Annotated in this window: 15 protein-coding genes; 8 read left to right on the top strand and 7 right to left on the bottom strand. The window is 35.2% G+C overall.

The genetic code is table 11. From position 1 onward, the window contains the following. Both BP18_RS02445 and BP18_RS12975 read left to right on the top strand, forming a co-directional pair. Positions 1–923 (top strand): NCS2 family permease (locus tag BP18_RS02445; protein WP_331279841.1); only part of this gene is annotated, 923 nt, incomplete at its 5' end. Beyond that, entirely contained in the window at positions 853–1164 is a 312-nt protein-coding gene (locus BP18_RS12975; protein ID WP_331279840.1) for a solute carrier family 23 protein, read from the top strand. The genes BP18_RS02445 and BP18_RS12975, both read left to right, overlap by 71 nt. A gap of 294 nt (positions 1165–1458) precedes the next feature. On the opposite strand, the gene BP18_RS12780 is transcribed toward BP18_RS12975, so the two are convergent. Further along, positions 1459–1788, bottom strand: a complete 330-nt coding sequence (locus BP18_RS12780) for a DsbA family oxidoreductase (protein ID WP_231549416.1) — start codon at positions 1786–1788, stop codon at positions 1459–1461. Then, entirely contained in the window at positions 1773–1910 is a 138-nt protein-coding gene (locus tag BP18_RS12775) for a hypothetical protein (RefSeq protein ID WP_231549415.1), read from the bottom strand. Before BP18_RS12775 ends, BP18_RS12780 begins: the two co-directional genes overlap by 16 nt. Before the next feature lie 353 nt (positions 1911–2263). Between BP18_RS12775 and BP18_RS02435 the strand changes: the two genes are divergently transcribed. Beyond that, positions 2264–3937, top strand: coding sequence for a peptide ABC transporter substrate-binding protein (locus BP18_RS02435; RefSeq protein WP_007720802.1), 1674 nt, complete (start codon positions 2264–2266; stop codon positions 3935–3937). Between the two features lie 96 nt (positions 3938–4033). Here the strand turns inward: BP18_RS02435 and BP18_RS02430 are convergent, their stop codons facing one another. Together BP18_RS02430 and BP18_RS02425 are read right to left on the bottom strand one after the other, a co-directional pair. After that, positions 4034–4396: a hypothetical protein gene (locus BP18_RS02430; protein WP_231549414.1), complete on the bottom strand. Its 363-nt coding sequence runs from the start codon at positions 4394–4396 to the stop codon at positions 4034–4036. A 136-nt stretch (positions 4397–4532) separates the two neighbouring features. Then, positions 4533–4907, bottom strand: a complete 375-nt coding sequence (locus BP18_RS02425) for a DUF4828 domain-containing protein (RefSeq protein WP_007720796.1) — start codon at positions 4905–4907, stop codon at positions 4533–4535. Positions 4908–5220: 313 nt separating this feature from the next. Between BP18_RS02425 and BP18_RS02420 the strand changes: the two genes are divergently transcribed. Further along, entirely contained in the window at positions 5221–6573 is a 1353-nt protein-coding gene (locus tag BP18_RS02420) for an aspartate kinase (RefSeq protein WP_029277384.1), read from the top strand. A 53-nt stretch (positions 6574–6626) separates the two neighbouring features. On the opposite strand, the gene BP18_RS02415 is transcribed toward BP18_RS02420, so the two are convergent. After that, entirely contained in the window at positions 6627–7451 is an 825-nt protein-coding gene (locus tag BP18_RS02415) for an undecaprenyl-diphosphate phosphatase (RefSeq protein ID WP_029277382.1), read from the bottom strand. 153 nt (positions 7452–7604) lie between these two features. Beyond that, on the bottom strand, positions 7605–8588 hold the full coding sequence (locus BP18_RS02410) for a YeiH family protein (RefSeq protein WP_007720790.1): 984 nt from the start codon (positions 8586–8588) through the stop codon (positions 7605–7607). Positions 8589–8773: 185 nt separating this feature from the next. Here BP18_RS02410 and BP18_RS02405 point away from each other — a divergent pair, with 185 nt between their 5' ends. From BP18_RS02405 to BP18_RS02390, 4 genes are all read left to right on the top strand, one after another. Further along, positions 8774–10936 carry a glycoside hydrolase family 3 N-terminal domain-containing protein gene (locus BP18_RS02405; RefSeq protein ID WP_029277380.1) on the top strand — a complete coding sequence of 721 codons (2163 nt, stop codon included), beginning with the start codon at positions 8774–8776 and terminating at the stop codon, positions 10934–10936. A 152-nt stretch (positions 10937–11088) separates the two neighbouring features. Further along, on the top strand, positions 11089–11592 hold the full coding sequence (locus BP18_RS02400; protein WP_029277378.1) for a PTS sugar transporter subunit IIA: 504 nt from the start codon (positions 11089–11091) through the stop codon (positions 11590–11592). 269 nt (positions 11593–11861) lie between these two features. Beyond that, on the top strand, positions 11862–12584 hold the full coding sequence (locus BP18_RS02395; protein ID WP_029277376.1) for an ABC transporter ATP-binding protein: 723 nt from the start codon (positions 11862–11864) through the stop codon (positions 12582–12584). Between the two features lie 27 nt (positions 12585–12611). Next, positions 12612–14267, top strand: a complete 1656-nt coding sequence (locus BP18_RS02390; protein WP_051669233.1) for an ABC transporter permease — start codon at positions 12612–12614, stop codon at positions 14265–14267. A gap of 68 nt (positions 14268–14335) precedes the next feature. Here the strand turns inward: BP18_RS02390 and BP18_RS02385 are convergent, their stop codons facing one another. Next, positions 14336–14956 carry a flavin reductase family protein gene (locus BP18_RS02385; RefSeq protein ID WP_029276502.1) on the bottom strand — a complete coding sequence of 207 codons (621 nt, stop codon included), beginning with the start codon at positions 14954–14956 and terminating at the stop codon, positions 14336–14338. Positions 14957–14980 lie beyond the last annotated feature (24 nt).

Here is a 14980-nt window from a genome sequence, read left to right as displayed (position 1 = left end):
GAGCAGAAATAATGAATTATTTTAAATTGAAAGAGAAACAAACAAGTATCAAACAAGAGATGTTAGCAGGATTTACGTCCTTTTTTGCATTATCTTATATAATTATCGTAAATCCTTTAATACTAGCTGATGCAGGTATTCCAGCCGAGTTAAGTGTTTTTAGTACAATACTCGTTTCAGCTATTGGAAGTATTGTTATGGGATTATGGGGAAATGCTCCGCTGGTCTTAACACCAGGTATGGGGATCAATGCATTCTTTACGTATACAATTGTTGGAGCAATGGGGCTATCATGGCAGCAAGCATTATCTGTTATTGTCGTATCGGGATTATTGTTTATTGTTGTCGGATATACTTCAATTAGTAAACTGTTAGCAGATGCTATTCCTGATTCATTAAAGCACGGAATCACAGCTGGTATAGGCTTGTTTTTAGTTGTACTAGGATTAAAAAATGGCGGTATTCTTGTTGATGGAGGAGCAGACTCATTTGCAGTCTTAGGCGATCTATCGGATCCAATTGTATTATTGGCCGTTATTGGAATCTTTTTATCTGGCGTATTGTACTTAAGAAATGTACCTGGAAACTTCTTTATTGGAATTGTTGTGATCACACTTATTTCGCTAGTGACTGGTATTCATAAAGCAGGTGTTTCTTCATTCTCATTGGGAAACATCACAGAGTTCCCAGCACTTTTAGGAGCGCTAGATTTCTCAGCTGTCTTTACTTTACCTTCTTTAATAGCCATTTTCTCTATGACAATGATCTTGATCTTTGAATCGATTGGGTTATTTGAAGGAATGTTAGAAGATAAAACCGCGTTATACCAGTGCATTCAAAGTCAGCGGAGTCATGACTCTTGTATCTGGCTTTACTCGGAACAAGTCCAACTTTCCAGCAGCAGAAAGTGCTTCAGGAATTAAAGCTGGAGGGAAAACAGGTTTAACAGCTATTTTTGCTGGAGGATTGTTTTTACTTTCATTAGTCTTTACTCCGCTGTTGTCTTATATTCCAAACGCAGCATTGTCACCCGTAATTGTTATTACAGGTGCCATCATGATGGGGAATTTGAAGTATATGCCATTTGATGATTTTAGTGAATGGTTCCCGGCATTTTTGATTGTGGTTATGATTCCTTTAACGTCAAGTATTGCTGATGATTAGCATTTGGTTTCGTAGCTTATCCAATTTTCAAATTAGCACAAGGTGATTTATTTAAAGTGAAAAAAGCTATGCACGTTGTATCATTTTTATCTTGCTTACAATGATCGCTATTGCATTAATCTAATTTACTAGTTGAAAAAAATAAAAACCCTCAGAAATTAGCGCTAATTTCTGAGGGTTTTTTGGTTGTTTAATTAATAATTACATTCCAAACAGTAGAACACTATTTCGTGAAACGCATCAAATTAAAATATTTATATCAGTCATTCAATTATTTTTTTGCGTCTATTTCTGCTAATACTTGTTCAAATACTTCAATAGGTTGTGCTCCACTGATGCCATATTGTTCATCAATAACAAAGAAAGAACACCTTGAACACCAATTTCAGCTGCTTTGGCTTGGTCCAAACGTACGGCATCTAAATAAGCTTCTGAAGATAAACGTTCTTTAACTTTTGTTTCATCTAATCCAATCGAAGTGGCTAAATGAACTAAAAAGTCATCATCATTTAACCATTTCCCTTCAATGAAATAAGCTTTTTTTGCTAGTTCCATAAATTCATTTCCTTTACCATGTTCTTTAGCATATTGAAACAAACGATGTGGTTTCAGAGTATTTCCCATGCTGAATCGTTTTCGTAATGGTAATCTAGATCGACGTTATTAGCCATTTGAGTAACTTGTTGAATCATAGAATGAGCTTGTTCAACACTCATTCCTTTGTGATCAGCGAAATAATCTTCCATATTTCCTTCAACTTTTTCAGGTGCTGTGGGATCTAGTTCATAACTATGAAATTCAATTTTCTACATCGGTGCGCTCTTTTATAGCTGCTTCTAAATGACGTTTTCCAATGTAACAAAAAGGCAAACAAAATCTGACCATACTTCTATTTTCATCCTGTATCACTCCTAATAGTTGCTTACTAATGATAAGCATAAAGGTAAAAGTATTCAGTTGTCAATAAAAGTTAATCTTTTTGAAAAAAAGCTTTGTAAAAAAGCTTGCAAATAAGAACAAGAATGTGTATATTTATTATCAAGTTCTAATTTTATTAGAGAGAGATTAAAAACGGATAAGAAAACAGGGGGATTTAACTATGGAAAAGAAAAAGTGGTGGCAATCAGGTGCATTAGTGTTAACAGCTGGTTTATTAGTAGCTTGTGGAAATGACGCAGAAAGCGAAAAAGGCAGTTCAAGCTCAAGTGAAGGTAATTTAGCAGAAGAGCAAGTATTAAATTTAGTTGAAATTGCTGAATTACCGACTGGGGATACAGCACTAGCTACAGATACAGTAAGTTTTACTGTTTTTAATAACATCAATGAAGGCTTGTATCGTCTTGATAAAGACAGCCAACCCATTCCTGCTTTAGCTGAAGATGAAGCAACAGTTAGCGAAGACGGCTTAGAATATACTTTTAAATTGCGTGAAGACACAACTTGGTCAAATGGTGACCCTGTAACAGCTAAAGATTTTGTTTACGCTTGGAAACGTGTTGTTAATCCTGAAACAGCTGCTTCTTATTCTTACTTATTTGAAGGAATTAAAAATGCATCAAGTATCATTTCAGGTGAGGCTGATCCTGAAACATTAGGCGTAGAAGCAGTAGGCGATTATGAATTGAAAGTGACAATGGAAACGCCAGTACCTTATTTCATTTCATTAATGGCATTCCCTACATTCTTCCCTCAAAATCAAGCATTTGTAGAAGAACAAGGTGATAATTATGGAACTTCAGCAGAAACAATGGTCTTTAATGGACCGTTCACATTCACTAAATGGGATGGAACGAATCTAAACTGGACATACGAAAAGAATGAAGATTATTGGGATGCTGAAAATGTTGCTTTAGAAGAGATTAATGTTGAGGTTATTAAAGAAACGTCAACAGCGTTAAATTTATATGATTCTGGTCAAATTGATCGTGTTAATTTAACAGGTGAATTTGCTAAACAATACCAAGATAATGCAGACTACACAGTTGAAACAGAAGCAAGAACGTCTTATCTTCAATTGAATCAAGAACGAGATGGCAAAGAAACACTCTTAGCAAATGAAAACTTACGTAAAGCTATTGCAACTTCTTATGACCATGATTTATTGGTTAATGAAATCTTAGCTAATGGTTCTCAAAAAGTAGGAGGACTTGTGCCTGCTGAATTAGCAGCAAATCCAACGACTGGAGAAGATTTCCGTGCAGAGTCTGGCGACTATCTAACGTTTGATAAAGATGCAGCTAATAAATACTGGGAAGCCGCTAAATCTGAACTAGGTACAGATACGGTAACATTAGAATTACTTGGTGATGATGATGAATCAAACAAAAAAATCGGTGCTTACATGAAAGACCAAATTGAAACAAACTTACCTGGTGTAGAAATCACACTGAAAAATGTTCCATTCAAAGCTCGTTTAGAATTACAAACAAAACAAGATTATGATTTAGCTTTAGGTGGATGGGGAGCAGACTTTGCTGATCCAGTTAACTTTATTGATTTAATGACATCAGAAAGTCCATATAACCGTTCAAGCTACAGCAATGCAGAATTTGATAAATTAGTTGCCTTATCTAAAGGTGAAAATGCAACAGATGTTGATGCACGTTGGACAAACTTGCTTGATGCAGAAAAAATCTTATTAGATGAAGCTGGCGTAGCTCCTCTTTTCCAAAGAGCAGCAGCAACATTGCAAAAAGAATATGTTAAAGATATCTATAACTACCAAGTTGGAGCTAAATACAGCTACAAAGATGCTTATATTGAATCTCACTAAAAAGTGACTTATTTATAAACAAGACTAAATAGAAAGAGCTCTGAACGAGAAGTATCACTCTTCGTTTAGAGCTCTTTTTATCTTAGACGCTTCTGTTCAGGCTTTAGTTGCTTTATTAACAATTTTGTTCGTTTGTAAATCAAAAAGAATATTGCAAACAAATAACACAGCTAAAACAGAAATACTCACAGCGGTATTATTATTAAGATAAAAATGAACAAATAGCGAATAAATCACGATTTTAGCGATTAATTGCAAACTAAAAATTTGTTTTAATTTTTTTATTAAAGGAATGGTCGGTTTAGCTTTGATATTTTTTATGATTCTTCGATCATTTACAAGGAAGATACGAACGAATTGACTTTCAAAATCATAAGCGCCAAAATGACGTAAGGCTAATAAATTTCCCATTACGTAAAAGACAATTAGTCCGATTAAAAGGTATTGAAACAAGAGCATTACTCCTTTCTGAGCAGTAGAAAATAAGTTGATTATTTATTATACCATAACGTCTGCAGAACTTTTTTTCACTAGTGCAGTTCAAGAAAACGAAAAAAGTAAAACCTATCCATGAGGTTAGTATCATGGATAGATTTTACTCTGTTAAAACAAATAAATAATTTTTCTCATCGGCATCGTCATAAAAAGATAATGTATCATTTGCTTGACGCTTAGCAATCAATTCATACCCAAAATGATCCGTGAAGACAAGTTGTTGTGAGGAGATAGAAGTAATGCTACCTAAAATAGGTTGGTCATTAATAACAAAATTTCCTTCTTTTGTTATTTTTAAAAGACGCTGTTTTTCGTCTAGTTCTTGATTACTCCAAGTCCCGATGAAAGGAGCAAGAGGATCTTTCATAGAGATTGATTTAGATAAGCCGTTCTTTTTCTTTGAAACAGAATTTCCCAGCAATCCTGCAACAACAGAAAAACCTAAGAAAAGATTGATGTATTTATTCATTTTCATAATTTTTTTCTCCCATAATAAGTAATAAAATAAGTGCATCTATAAAATAAAACGTTGAATGTCAACTACTTTATTATATGCTTATTTTGGGGAATTAAATAGGGACTAAAGTATTATTTTGATGTCAAATTGATGTTAAATAGATTACTAAATGATAAAAAGACAAAATGAAATAATATTTCTGCTTTTTTGATTAAATAGATAGAAAGACTTGATTCTCAACGAAAAACAGTCCAAAATGTAGGAATATACTTCTTTCCCTTGTCCAGTGATGAATGAAAGTAAATAAAAAATAATAAAGGATGTTACTTTGATGAACGTGATTAAATTTGGTGGAAGCTCATTAGCTTCAGGAAGTCAGTTGAAAAAAGTAGTACAAATTGTAAAAGCGGATGCTGCAAGAAAAATTGTTGTCGTATCAGCTCCTGGTAAGCGTTCAACAGAAGATGAAAAGGTAACCGACTTATTGATTGGATTTGGTATGAAAGCTCTTGTAGGGCATGATTTTAGCGCAGTATTGGGTAAGATTATTGCGCGTTATCAAGATATTGCAGAAGAATTAGGTTTGGGAACGAAAATCATTGATGAAATCAAAACCAATTTAGAAGATTTGGTTAAGGGCAATAAAAATGAACCCGATTATTATTTAGATGCATTTAAAGCAAGTGGCGAAAATAATAATGCCAAGTTAGTTGCAGCTTTTTTTAATCAAGAAGGCATTCCAACTCGTTATATGGATCCTCAAGAAGCTGGATTAATCGTAACGAATGAACCAGGAAATGCACAAGTTTTACCTGAGAGTTATGACAGGTTATACAAATTGCGTGCTAGTGAAGAAGTCATTGTCTTTCCAGGTTTTTTCGGATACACACAAGATGGAAAAGTGTGTACTTTCTCAAGAGGCGGTTCAGATATTACGGGTTCGATTTTGGCAAATGGAATCCAAGCGGAGCTATATGAAAACTTTACAGATGTAGATGCCATATTTGCTGCTAATCCTCATGTAGTTGAAAGTCCTATTGGTATTAAGGAACTAACTTACCGTGAAATGCGCGAACTTTCGTATGGTGGTTTTTCTGTTTTACATGATGAAGCTTTGCAACCCGCGTTCAAATTAGGTATTCCAGTTCAAATTAAAAATACAAATAACCCATCTGCTCCGGGAACGCGTATTATGAAAGAAAGACAAATGACTGAGCAAGGCGTGATTGGAATTGCTAGTTCTAGCGGTTTTAGCAGTATTTATATTGACAAGTATTTGATGAACCGTGAAATTGGTTTTGGACGTAAAGTATTAGAAATATTGGAATCAAGAGGCATCAGTTATGAACATATGCCTTCAGGAATCGATAATTTAACCATTATCTTGCATACGGATCAAATGACTGCAGAAGAAGAACAATCACTGTTGGTTCAACTTAAAGAAGATTTGGACGCAGATAGTGTGAAAATCGAACACAACATTGCATTAATTATGATCGTGGGCGAAGGTATGCGTGATAAGATGTATACAATGTCTAAAGCAGCGACAGCTTTTTCTGAAAATAACATCAATATTGATATGATCAACCAAGGTGCTTCTGAAGTGAGTGTTATGTTTGGTATTCAAGCAAAACACGAAGATCTGGCAATAAAAGCCTTATATGAAGCATTCTTTGTAAAATAAAAAAGTACAATAAAAAAGATTAGGACAAATTGTCCTAATCTTTTTTACTGATTTTAACCAAAGAAAATGAAATAACCAATCACAAGAATACCTAAAATGATTCGGTACCATCCAAAAGCTTTGAAGTCATTATTTTTAATATAGCCCATTAAGAATTTGATTGCGATAACCGAAACAATGAATGCTACTATCATACCGGTTAAAAGAATAGCTACTTCCATTCCCGTAAAGGCAAAACCAAACTTAAATAGTTTAAGGAAACTTGCTCCAAACATAATTGGAATGGATAGGAAGAAAGAATACTCTGTAGCAACAAAACGAGAAGTTCCGATTAAAATAGCTCCTAAAATTGTTGCGCCAGAACGAGATGTACCAGGAATCAGTGAAAGAACTTGGAACATACCAATTAAAAAGGCCGTTTTATAGGTCAAATCCTGAAAAGAATTGATTGAACTTTCTTTTCCTTTATTGCGGTTTTCAATGATAATAAATAAAATCCCATAAACAATCAACATAATAGCAACTGTCCAGTAATTGTATAAATGATCATTTAACCAATCATCAAATAAGAAACCTAATACTGCTGCAGGTAAAACCCCGACAACTACTTTGTACCAGATAGACATAGTGTCTTTTTTTTCTTGAGTAGATTTCTTTGGCGAGAATGGGTTTAACTTATTAAAATAAAGTAAGACAACCGCTAATATAGCTCCCAGCTGGATTACGACAAAAAACATTTCTTTAAACGCTGCAGAAGCATCTAATTGAATAAATTCTTCTACCAAAATCATGTGACCGGTACTACTAATAGGTAACCATTCGGTGATTCCTTCGACTACCCCTAAAAATACAGCTTTTAACAATTCAATAAAAATCATGTTGTTCTCCTTTCAAATAAAAAACGTGGATTTAAAACGCACAGAATTAAGTATACCTAAATCTTACTAGTTATCCTACCCTATTTAGAAAAGATTAACTATTTTTAGAGCCGTTACACTATGGAAAAGGCGTATTAGTTTTGGTAGGTTGAATTAAAGCTGCCCTTGAATAAACTGAATAAGTAAACTGCTGAGAGCAACAAAGAACCATGTAGCTAAACCAAGCAGAACTGGTTTTTTCCCTGTCTTTAATAAGGCTTTTAAGTTAGAAGACAACCCAATTGAACCTAAGGCCATTGCAATCATAAAACGTGAAAGCCATTTGGCAGTTGCTATAAAGGCTTCAGGCAGGACACCCGTACTGCTGATTAAAGAAGCTACTAAGAACCACAAAATGAACCAGGGGAAAATTTGTTTTAAAGAAACTTTTTCAGCTAAACGTTTTTTCTTATACACTTGAATTCCAGCTATGATCAATGATATTGGAATGATTAAAGTCGCTCTGGTTAATTTTACGATAGTCGCATAATCACCAGCAGCCTCGCTGTAACTGTAACCCGCAGCGACAACTGAAGAAGTATCATTGATGGCTGTTCCAGCCCACAAGCCAAACCCAGCATCTGATAAATTCAGTAGGTGGCCTAGAAATGGGAAAAGAAAAACAGCTACAATATTAAATAAAAAAATCGTCGAAATAGATAAAGCAATTTCATCATCATCGGCTTCAATGATTGGCGATACAGCTGCAATTGCTGATCCTCCACAAATAGCTGTTCCTACACCGATTAAAGTTGTGGTATTTGTGGGAATCTTTAACCATTTTCCAATCAAAAAAGCACTCATAAAAGCAACAGCAATCGTAATAAGTGTAACACTTAGTGAAGAAAGACCAGTTGACTTAATGTCTTGAATGGATAAGCTAAAACCCAACAATACGATGGATGCTTGTAAGATTTTTTTTGAAGAAAACTTAATACCTGGCTGGAAATCAGCAGGAATAGTTAAGGTGTTGTTTAATAACAAACCTAAAATAATTGCAAATACAGCACTACCAATAATTGGGAAAAAATTCCCCAAAAGCGTTGCAATAATAGCAATAGCGATGGATAAGAATAATCCTTTACTAATTTTTTTCATCTGTTTTTTCATCCTTTCTCTATCATACTGCTCAACTATAGCACATTTTTTCAATGGTATCATTTGAGAAACAAAAAGAATGGTGCTACAGTTAGTTTAAGTAAGCGGTTTTATAAAAAAGTTCGGATAAGCAAACTAAACACTTTTCACTAGATGCAGCGGGAAAATGGGATAAGGAGGATTTTATGGACTCAATTCAACTTAAACAACTGCTCAGCAAGATGACAAGAGACGAAAAAATTGGTCAAATGGTTCAATTAGCAGGAGAATTCTATAAAAAAGAGGATAGTGAAAATACGGGACCGATGCATGAAATGAATATGACTCCTGAAAAGATGGCTACTATTGGATCCGTGCTTGGTGTTTCTGGTGCAGACACGTTAATAACCATCCAAAAAGAACATTTAGCAAAAAGTCGTTTAGGCATACCGCTATTATTTATGGCAGACGTGATTCATGGCTACCGTACGATTTTTCCAGTCCCTTTAGGTATGGCTAGTACATGGGATCCTGATTTAATTGAAGAAAGTGCAACTATAGCTGCTAAAGAAGCAGCTGTTTCGGGTTTACATGTCACCTTTTCGCCTATGGTCGATTTAGTCCGTGATGCTCGTTGGGGAAGAGTCATGGAATCTACAGGAGAAGATCCTTATTTAAATCAACTATACGCGCGTGCCTTTGTTAGGGGATATCAAGGGAAAGATTTGGCAATGGACAAATTAAGAGTAGCAGCTTGTATCAAACACTTTGCTGGGTATGGCGCACCCATAGCAGGACGAGAGTACAACACGGTTGAATTGTCAAAACGGACCTTAAAAGAAATGTATCTGCCGGCTTATCAAGCAGGAATTGAGGAAGGTAGCAAATTGGTTATGACGTCTTTTAATTCTCTTGATGGTGTTCCGGCAACAGCAAATAAACCATTGATGCGTGACGTTCTTCGAAAAGAGCTTGGATTTGAAGGAGTTCTCATTTCTGATTGGGCATCCGTTGGAGAAATGATTCCCCATGGTATCGCTGAAAATTTAAAAGAAGCTGGTGGGTTAGCCATAACAGCAGGTGTAGATATCGAGATGATGACAGGTGCTTATTTGAATCATTTGAATGAATTGATTGATGAAGGCGAAATTGGCGAAGAATTAATTAACGAAGCAGTATGGCGAATTCTGACATTAAAAAACGATCTGGGGTTATTTGAAAGTCCCTATCGTGGGGCGAATAGTGCAGCGGAAAAAACAACGGTGTTTAGTCAGGAACACCGAGCAAAAGCGAGGGGAATCGCTGAAGAGTCAATCGTACTATTAAAAAATAAAGACCAGACATTGCCGTTGAATATCCATCAGAAAGTAGCTTTGATTGTGCCTGAAGGACAAGCAAAAGACGTATTAGGCGCTTGGTCTTGGAAAGGTCAGCAAAGTGAAAGTGTTTCGCTCTATGAAGGTCTTTTACAGCACATTTCAAAAGAAGCCATCGTATTGAAAACAATTGATTGTTCAATTAAAGAAACGCCAAAAGACTGGTTAACAGACTTGAATGATGTGGATGTTATTATAGCTGCATTTGGTGAGTCTTCTTATATGAGTGGAGAAGGAGCCAGCAGAAGCAACATTAAATTGCCTTCAGAACAGATTCAATTGATCAAAAATTTACGGACATTAAATAAGCCAATCATTTTAACTCTAGTTAATGGCAGGCCATTAGATCTAACAGATAGTGTTGATGAGGTAGCTAGCATTATTGAAACTTGGTTCCCAGGTACAGAAGCAGGTTCTGCTGTGGCTAATGTACTTTATGGCAAAAAAAATCCAAGTGGCAAATTAACCATGTCTTTTCCAAAAGCCGTTGGTCAAGTTCCACTATACTACAATCAAGACAATACAGGACGCCCTTTAACAGCATTTAACCAAGAAGATAAGTATTTATCAAGGTATTTAGATGTCGATAACAGTCCCCTTTTCCCATTTGGTTATGGACTAAGTTATACGCGTTTTGACTATAGTCCCATGCAAATTAGCGTAACTAAATCTGCAAAAAGCCAAGATGATGAAGTCAAATTAGCCCTAACAATAAAAAATAGTGGAGAATTAGCTGGAGCTGAAGTTGTTCAGTTGTACAGTAGAGATAAAGTAGGAAAAGTAGTTCGCCCAATCAAAGAATTGAAACGGTTCAAAAAGATATTTTTAGAACCAGGTGAATCAATGGATGTTGCCTTTAGCTTAAAAAAAGAAGACTTTAAGTACATCCACCAAGATTTAACGGTGTCTGTTGAGTCAGGTGAATTTGATTTAATGGTAGGATCTAACAGTGAAGATGTAGAAATTAAGACAGTATATTTAAATTTTGACTAATAAAATGAATAAAAATACAGAAAATGAAAAATTAACCAGGCTTTTCTGTTCTCATTAAGGGGTCGTTTATGGTATTATTAAGTGCAAACTTCTTATGGTTAAATGACTAAGAAGTAGACTATAAATTATAGAAAGTAGGAATAGAAATGGGAATGTTCGATTTTTTGAAAAAAGGAAACAAAGATGAAGGAAGTGCTGAGGTGAAATTATTTTCACCTGCAAATGGAACCGTTATTTCAATTGAAGAAGTAGCAGATCCAGTTTTTTCACAAAAAATGATGGGAGACGGATACGCAGTTATTCCAACAGATGGAAAAATTTATTCTCCAGTAACGGGAAAAGTAGTCAGCGTTTTCCCTACTAAACATGCTGTAGGAATAGAACTTCCAAATGGCGTAGAAGTTCTATTGCATATGGGACTAGATACTGTTGAATTAAATGGGGGACCTTTCACTACTGCTGTTGTTGAAGGAGACCAAGTAACACCTGAAACACTTGTTTCAACTGTGGACTTAGTTGCACTTGAAGCTGCTGGAAAAGATAACGCAATGGTTGTTGTGTTTACGAATATGGATAAAGTCGCAGATTTCTCTTTAAGTGGTAAAGGACAATCTTCAGCATCAGCAGAAATTGGGTCACTTACAGCTAAATCTTAAAAAGGATTTAGTCCTAAATACGCTAGAAAAATGAAATGAATAAGAAATACACCTTGAAGGCTAGAGTGAATTCTAGTTTTTGAGGTGTATTTATTTAGCAGAATAAATGAATTTGTAAAAAAACAGCTGTAAAGTAATCCGAAAAAGACTATGATTAGTTAAAGGAAATTGGCAACGTTAAGATACGGTAGACTTACTCAAAAATATAACTAAGATGGCTGACTAAAATTAGTGAGAGACAAGATTCGTAAAAGAGAGGACATAAGAAAATGTTGAAGATCAATCATTTTAGCAAGACCTATAAAGGTGGCGTAAAAGCAGTAGACAATATTAGTCTTAACGTGGATGAAGGAGATATTTTTGGTTTTATTGGTCACAATGGAGCTGGAAAAAGTACGACGATCAAATCAATTGTAGGTATCCTTGATTATGAAGAAGGAGACATTCTCATTGATGGTCATTCAATGAGAACAGAGCCACTCTTATGCAAGCAAGTTATTGCTTATATACCAGACAATCCGGATCTTTATGAACATATGACGGGTATCCAATATCTCAGCTTTATAGCAGATATCTTTAATGTTCCGACTACAGTACGTGAGGCAAAAGTAAAAAAATATGCAGATTTATTTGAAATTACTGAGAACTTAGGAGATTTAATTTCTTCTTATTCACATGGTATGAAACAAAAACTTGCGGTTATTTCTGCTGTCATCCATGACCCTAAGCTCCTTGTATTAGATGAGCCTTTTGTGGGATTAGATCCTAAAGCTGCCGTTACACTAAAGAAAATCATGCATGAACTTTGTGCAAATGGAAGCTCCGTATTCTTCTCGACACATGTATTGGACACTGCAGAAAAAATTTGCAATAAAGTAGCGATGATCAATCATGGGAAACTTGTTTTTTCAGGAACAATGGCAGATATGTTGAAGGAGAAAGAGGGAAGTTCGTTAGAAGAGATTTTTATAGATATTTTAGATCAAAATTAAGCCAAAAAGAGGAGCGTACTGTAAGGTATGAATACTATGGATGCAAAAATAAATGGAAAAAATAAATGTTGGCGCCTTACGAAAAATAGATTAATAGAGCAACTTGACTTAAATGTTTTCCGTTATGAAAAGGATAAACGCAAAAGAAATAGTAAAATTGCAGTGACAGTGGCTGTTTGTCTAGTTTTACTGGCACTCGCTGTTTATTGTGGGGGGATAGCGTATGGTTATGTTTACTTAGGTCTGACAACTTTAGTTCCTAGTATGGCTTTATTTATCAGTAGCTTAGTTACTTTATCCTTTTCACTATTTAAATCAAATGGAGAATTTTTTGGTTTTAGTGATTATGATTTAATTATGTCTTTGCCATTGACGGTAAAAACGGTTATTAACAGCCGTTTTTTAAATATGTATATTTGGAATACCTTTATTTCAATTTTAATAATGTTGCCAATGGGAATAATTTATCTTGGAGTTGAACAACCTCATTTTAGCGTCTATTTGATGTGGATTGCCAGTATCTTTTTAGTCAGCTTAATTCCTACTGCACTAGCGGCTATTTTTGGAGCAGTTGTTGCAGCGATTTCAGCCAAATTTAGATACACAAGCGCAATAGCTACCATCCTTTCTATTGGATTAGTTGCTGCAGTTCTGCTCTTATTAATGACAGCACCAACAGCTGATTTCGGATTTGGAGAGCTCTTTGATTCTCAAACGGGCACTTTAAATGAGGCTGCTTTTTCTTCTTTAGCTCCTTTTATTTCAGAGAGATTGAACCAATTCTACCCACCAACGAAATTTTTTAAAGAAGCAATCGTAGATGGGAAAATTCTTTCTTTTCTGTTGTTTGCTGCCATTTCTATTGGGGTTTATCTCGTTTTTTTACAGTTGTTAGCTCTTAAATACAAACAGATAAATACAGCCTTGACTTCACATATGAGCAAGAGAAATTATAAAGTTACCGTGTTGCAACAAAGTGGGGTAACCGTAGCCTTGTATAAAAAAACGCTCATGCGTATTTTAAAATCAACAGTAGCTGCTACAAACTTATTGATTGGATGTGTGCTAGCTATTTTATTAGCTGTAAGTACATTGATTATTGGACCAGAGAAAATGCTTCAGAGCATGGACTTGATTGATTATTTGCCATTGGCTAAAAATAGCGCTGGTTACGTCATTGCAGCTATGGTTTCTATGACAAATACTGCTACTATCTCACTGGCATTAGAAGGTGAAAATATCTGGATAGTTAAATCATTGCCCATTACTCCAAAGAAATTATATGATAGTTATTTATTAACTAATTTAACTTTTACTATTCCGACATCAATCATCTGTTCAATCTTGTTTAGTATCTCTTTGAAAGCGAATCTTAGTGAGATACTGTTGATACTAGTCACACCGCTGAGTTTTTCATTGTTTACTGCAGTAGCTGGTATTTTCATCGGAAACAGGTTGGCTTATTATGACTGGCAGGATGAAACACAACTTGTTAAGCAAAGTTTAATGAGTTTAATAGGAATGTTAGGTGGTATAATTGTGATTGTGCTATTGGGAGCAGTAGCGAATGTAGGTGCTATTCCATTAGATGCTAAATTAATTACCACTAGTATTAACGTGTTCATCTTAGCTCTTACTGCGATAGTGTACCTACATGAACGAAATCGTCCAATAAGAGAATAAACGAACGAAGACCATTCCTAATCGTTAAAAAAGAGTCGCTCAAGAATTCTTGAGCGACTCTTTTAGTGTTAATTTGGGCGCACAATAGTGAATTCTTCATCTAATGTAGCGTATTGATTACCCGCAAGTCGTGCAACAGGGTTTAATTTATCCGTTAGAATGTATTCTTTTTCTTGATCAAAAACGGCTTCATCAAAAAAGAAATCCGTTACTCGAATAAAAAAGAAATCCGTAACAACTTCATCTTTTTCATTTTTAACCGGAATGTATTGATGTAAGACTCCCTCAAAACGAATCTTCGCTTCAGCAATAGAAGGGACTTTTACACTAAGGCTATCAACTAACGTTAACTGTGTTTGATCAATTTCGCTTTGATCAGGAGGCAAAGGAGCAGAAGTACGGTTCATTTCTTCAACGACAGATTGATCAACAATATGAACAACAGCTTCTTTTCGATCCAGTATATTGCGGGCGGTATCTTTGATTACGCCATCTTTTCTCAAAATCGCAACTGTCAGCAAAGGCAGTTCATTTGAGGCAGCACTGAAAAAACTAAATGGAGCTGCATTTACTACAGAACCATCTTTTGATAAAGAAGTGACCCACGCAATTGGACGGGGGATCACACTCCCACTGACAAGTTTGTATTGTTGCTTTTTATCGAGTTGTTCTGCTTTATAGTGAAACATGAGTAAGTCACATCCTAAAAATTT

This window comes from Carnobacterium jeotgali MS3, assembly GCF_000745125.1.
Classification (GTDB): Bacteria; Bacillota; Bacilli; order Lactobacillales; family Carnobacteriaceae; genus Carnobacterium_B; species Carnobacterium_B jeotgali.
The sequence above is the reverse complement of the archived record's forward strand: the minus strand, read 5'-3'. Positions and strand labels throughout refer to the sequence as shown.

Bases quoted from the DNA above. Each gene is read 5' to 3' on its own strand.
- BP18_RS12975 (WP_331279840.1), top strand. From the start codon at position 853: ATGACTCTTGTATCTGGCTTTACTCGGAACAAGTCCAACTTTCCAGCA.
- BP18_RS12780 (WP_231549416.1), bottom strand. From the start codon at position 1,788: ATGGGAAATACTCTGAAACCACATCGTTTGTTTCAATATGCTAAAGAA.
- BP18_RS12775 (WP_231549415.1), bottom strand. From the start codon at position 1,910: ATGGAAGATTATTTCGCTGATCACAAAGGAATGAGTGTTGAACAAGCT.
- BP18_RS02435 (WP_007720802.1), top strand. From the start codon at position 2,264: ATGGAAAAGAAAAAGTGGTGGCAATCAGGTGCATTAGTGTTAACAGCT.
- BP18_RS02430 (WP_231549414.1), bottom strand. From the start codon at position 4,396: ATGCTCTTGTTTCAATACCTTTTAATCGGACTAATTGTCTTTTACGTA.
- BP18_RS02425 (WP_007720796.1), bottom strand. From the start codon at position 4,907: ATGAAAATGAATAAATACATCAATCTTTTCTTAGGTTTTTCTGTTGTT.
- BP18_RS02420 (WP_029277384.1), top strand. From the start codon at position 5,221: ATGAACGTGATTAAATTTGGTGGAAGCTCATTAGCTTCAGGAAGTCAG.
- BP18_RS02415 (WP_029277382.1), bottom strand. From the start codon at position 7,451: ATGATTTTTATTGAATTGTTAAAAGCTGTATTTTTAGGGGTAGTCGAA.
- BP18_RS02410 (WP_007720790.1), bottom strand. From the start codon at position 8,588: ATGAAAAAAATTAGTAAAGGATTATTCTTATCCATCGCTATTGCTATT.
- BP18_RS02405 (WP_029277380.1), top strand. From the start codon at position 8,774: ATGGACTCAATTCAACTTAAACAACTGCTCAGCAAGATGACAAGAGAC.
- BP18_RS02400 (WP_029277378.1), top strand. From the start codon at position 11,089: ATGTTCGATTTTTTGAAAAAAGGAAACAAAGATGAAGGAAGTGCTGAG.
- BP18_RS02395 (WP_029277376.1), top strand. From the start codon at position 11,862: ATGTTGAAGATCAATCATTTTAGCAAGACCTATAAAGGTGGCGTAAAA.
- BP18_RS02390 (WP_051669233.1), top strand. From the start codon at position 12,612: ATGAATACTATGGATGCAAAAATAAATGGAAAAAATAAATGTTGGCGC.
- BP18_RS02385 (WP_029276502.1), bottom strand. From the start codon at position 14,956: ATGTTTCACTATAAAGCAGAACAACTCGATAAAAAGCAACAATACAAA.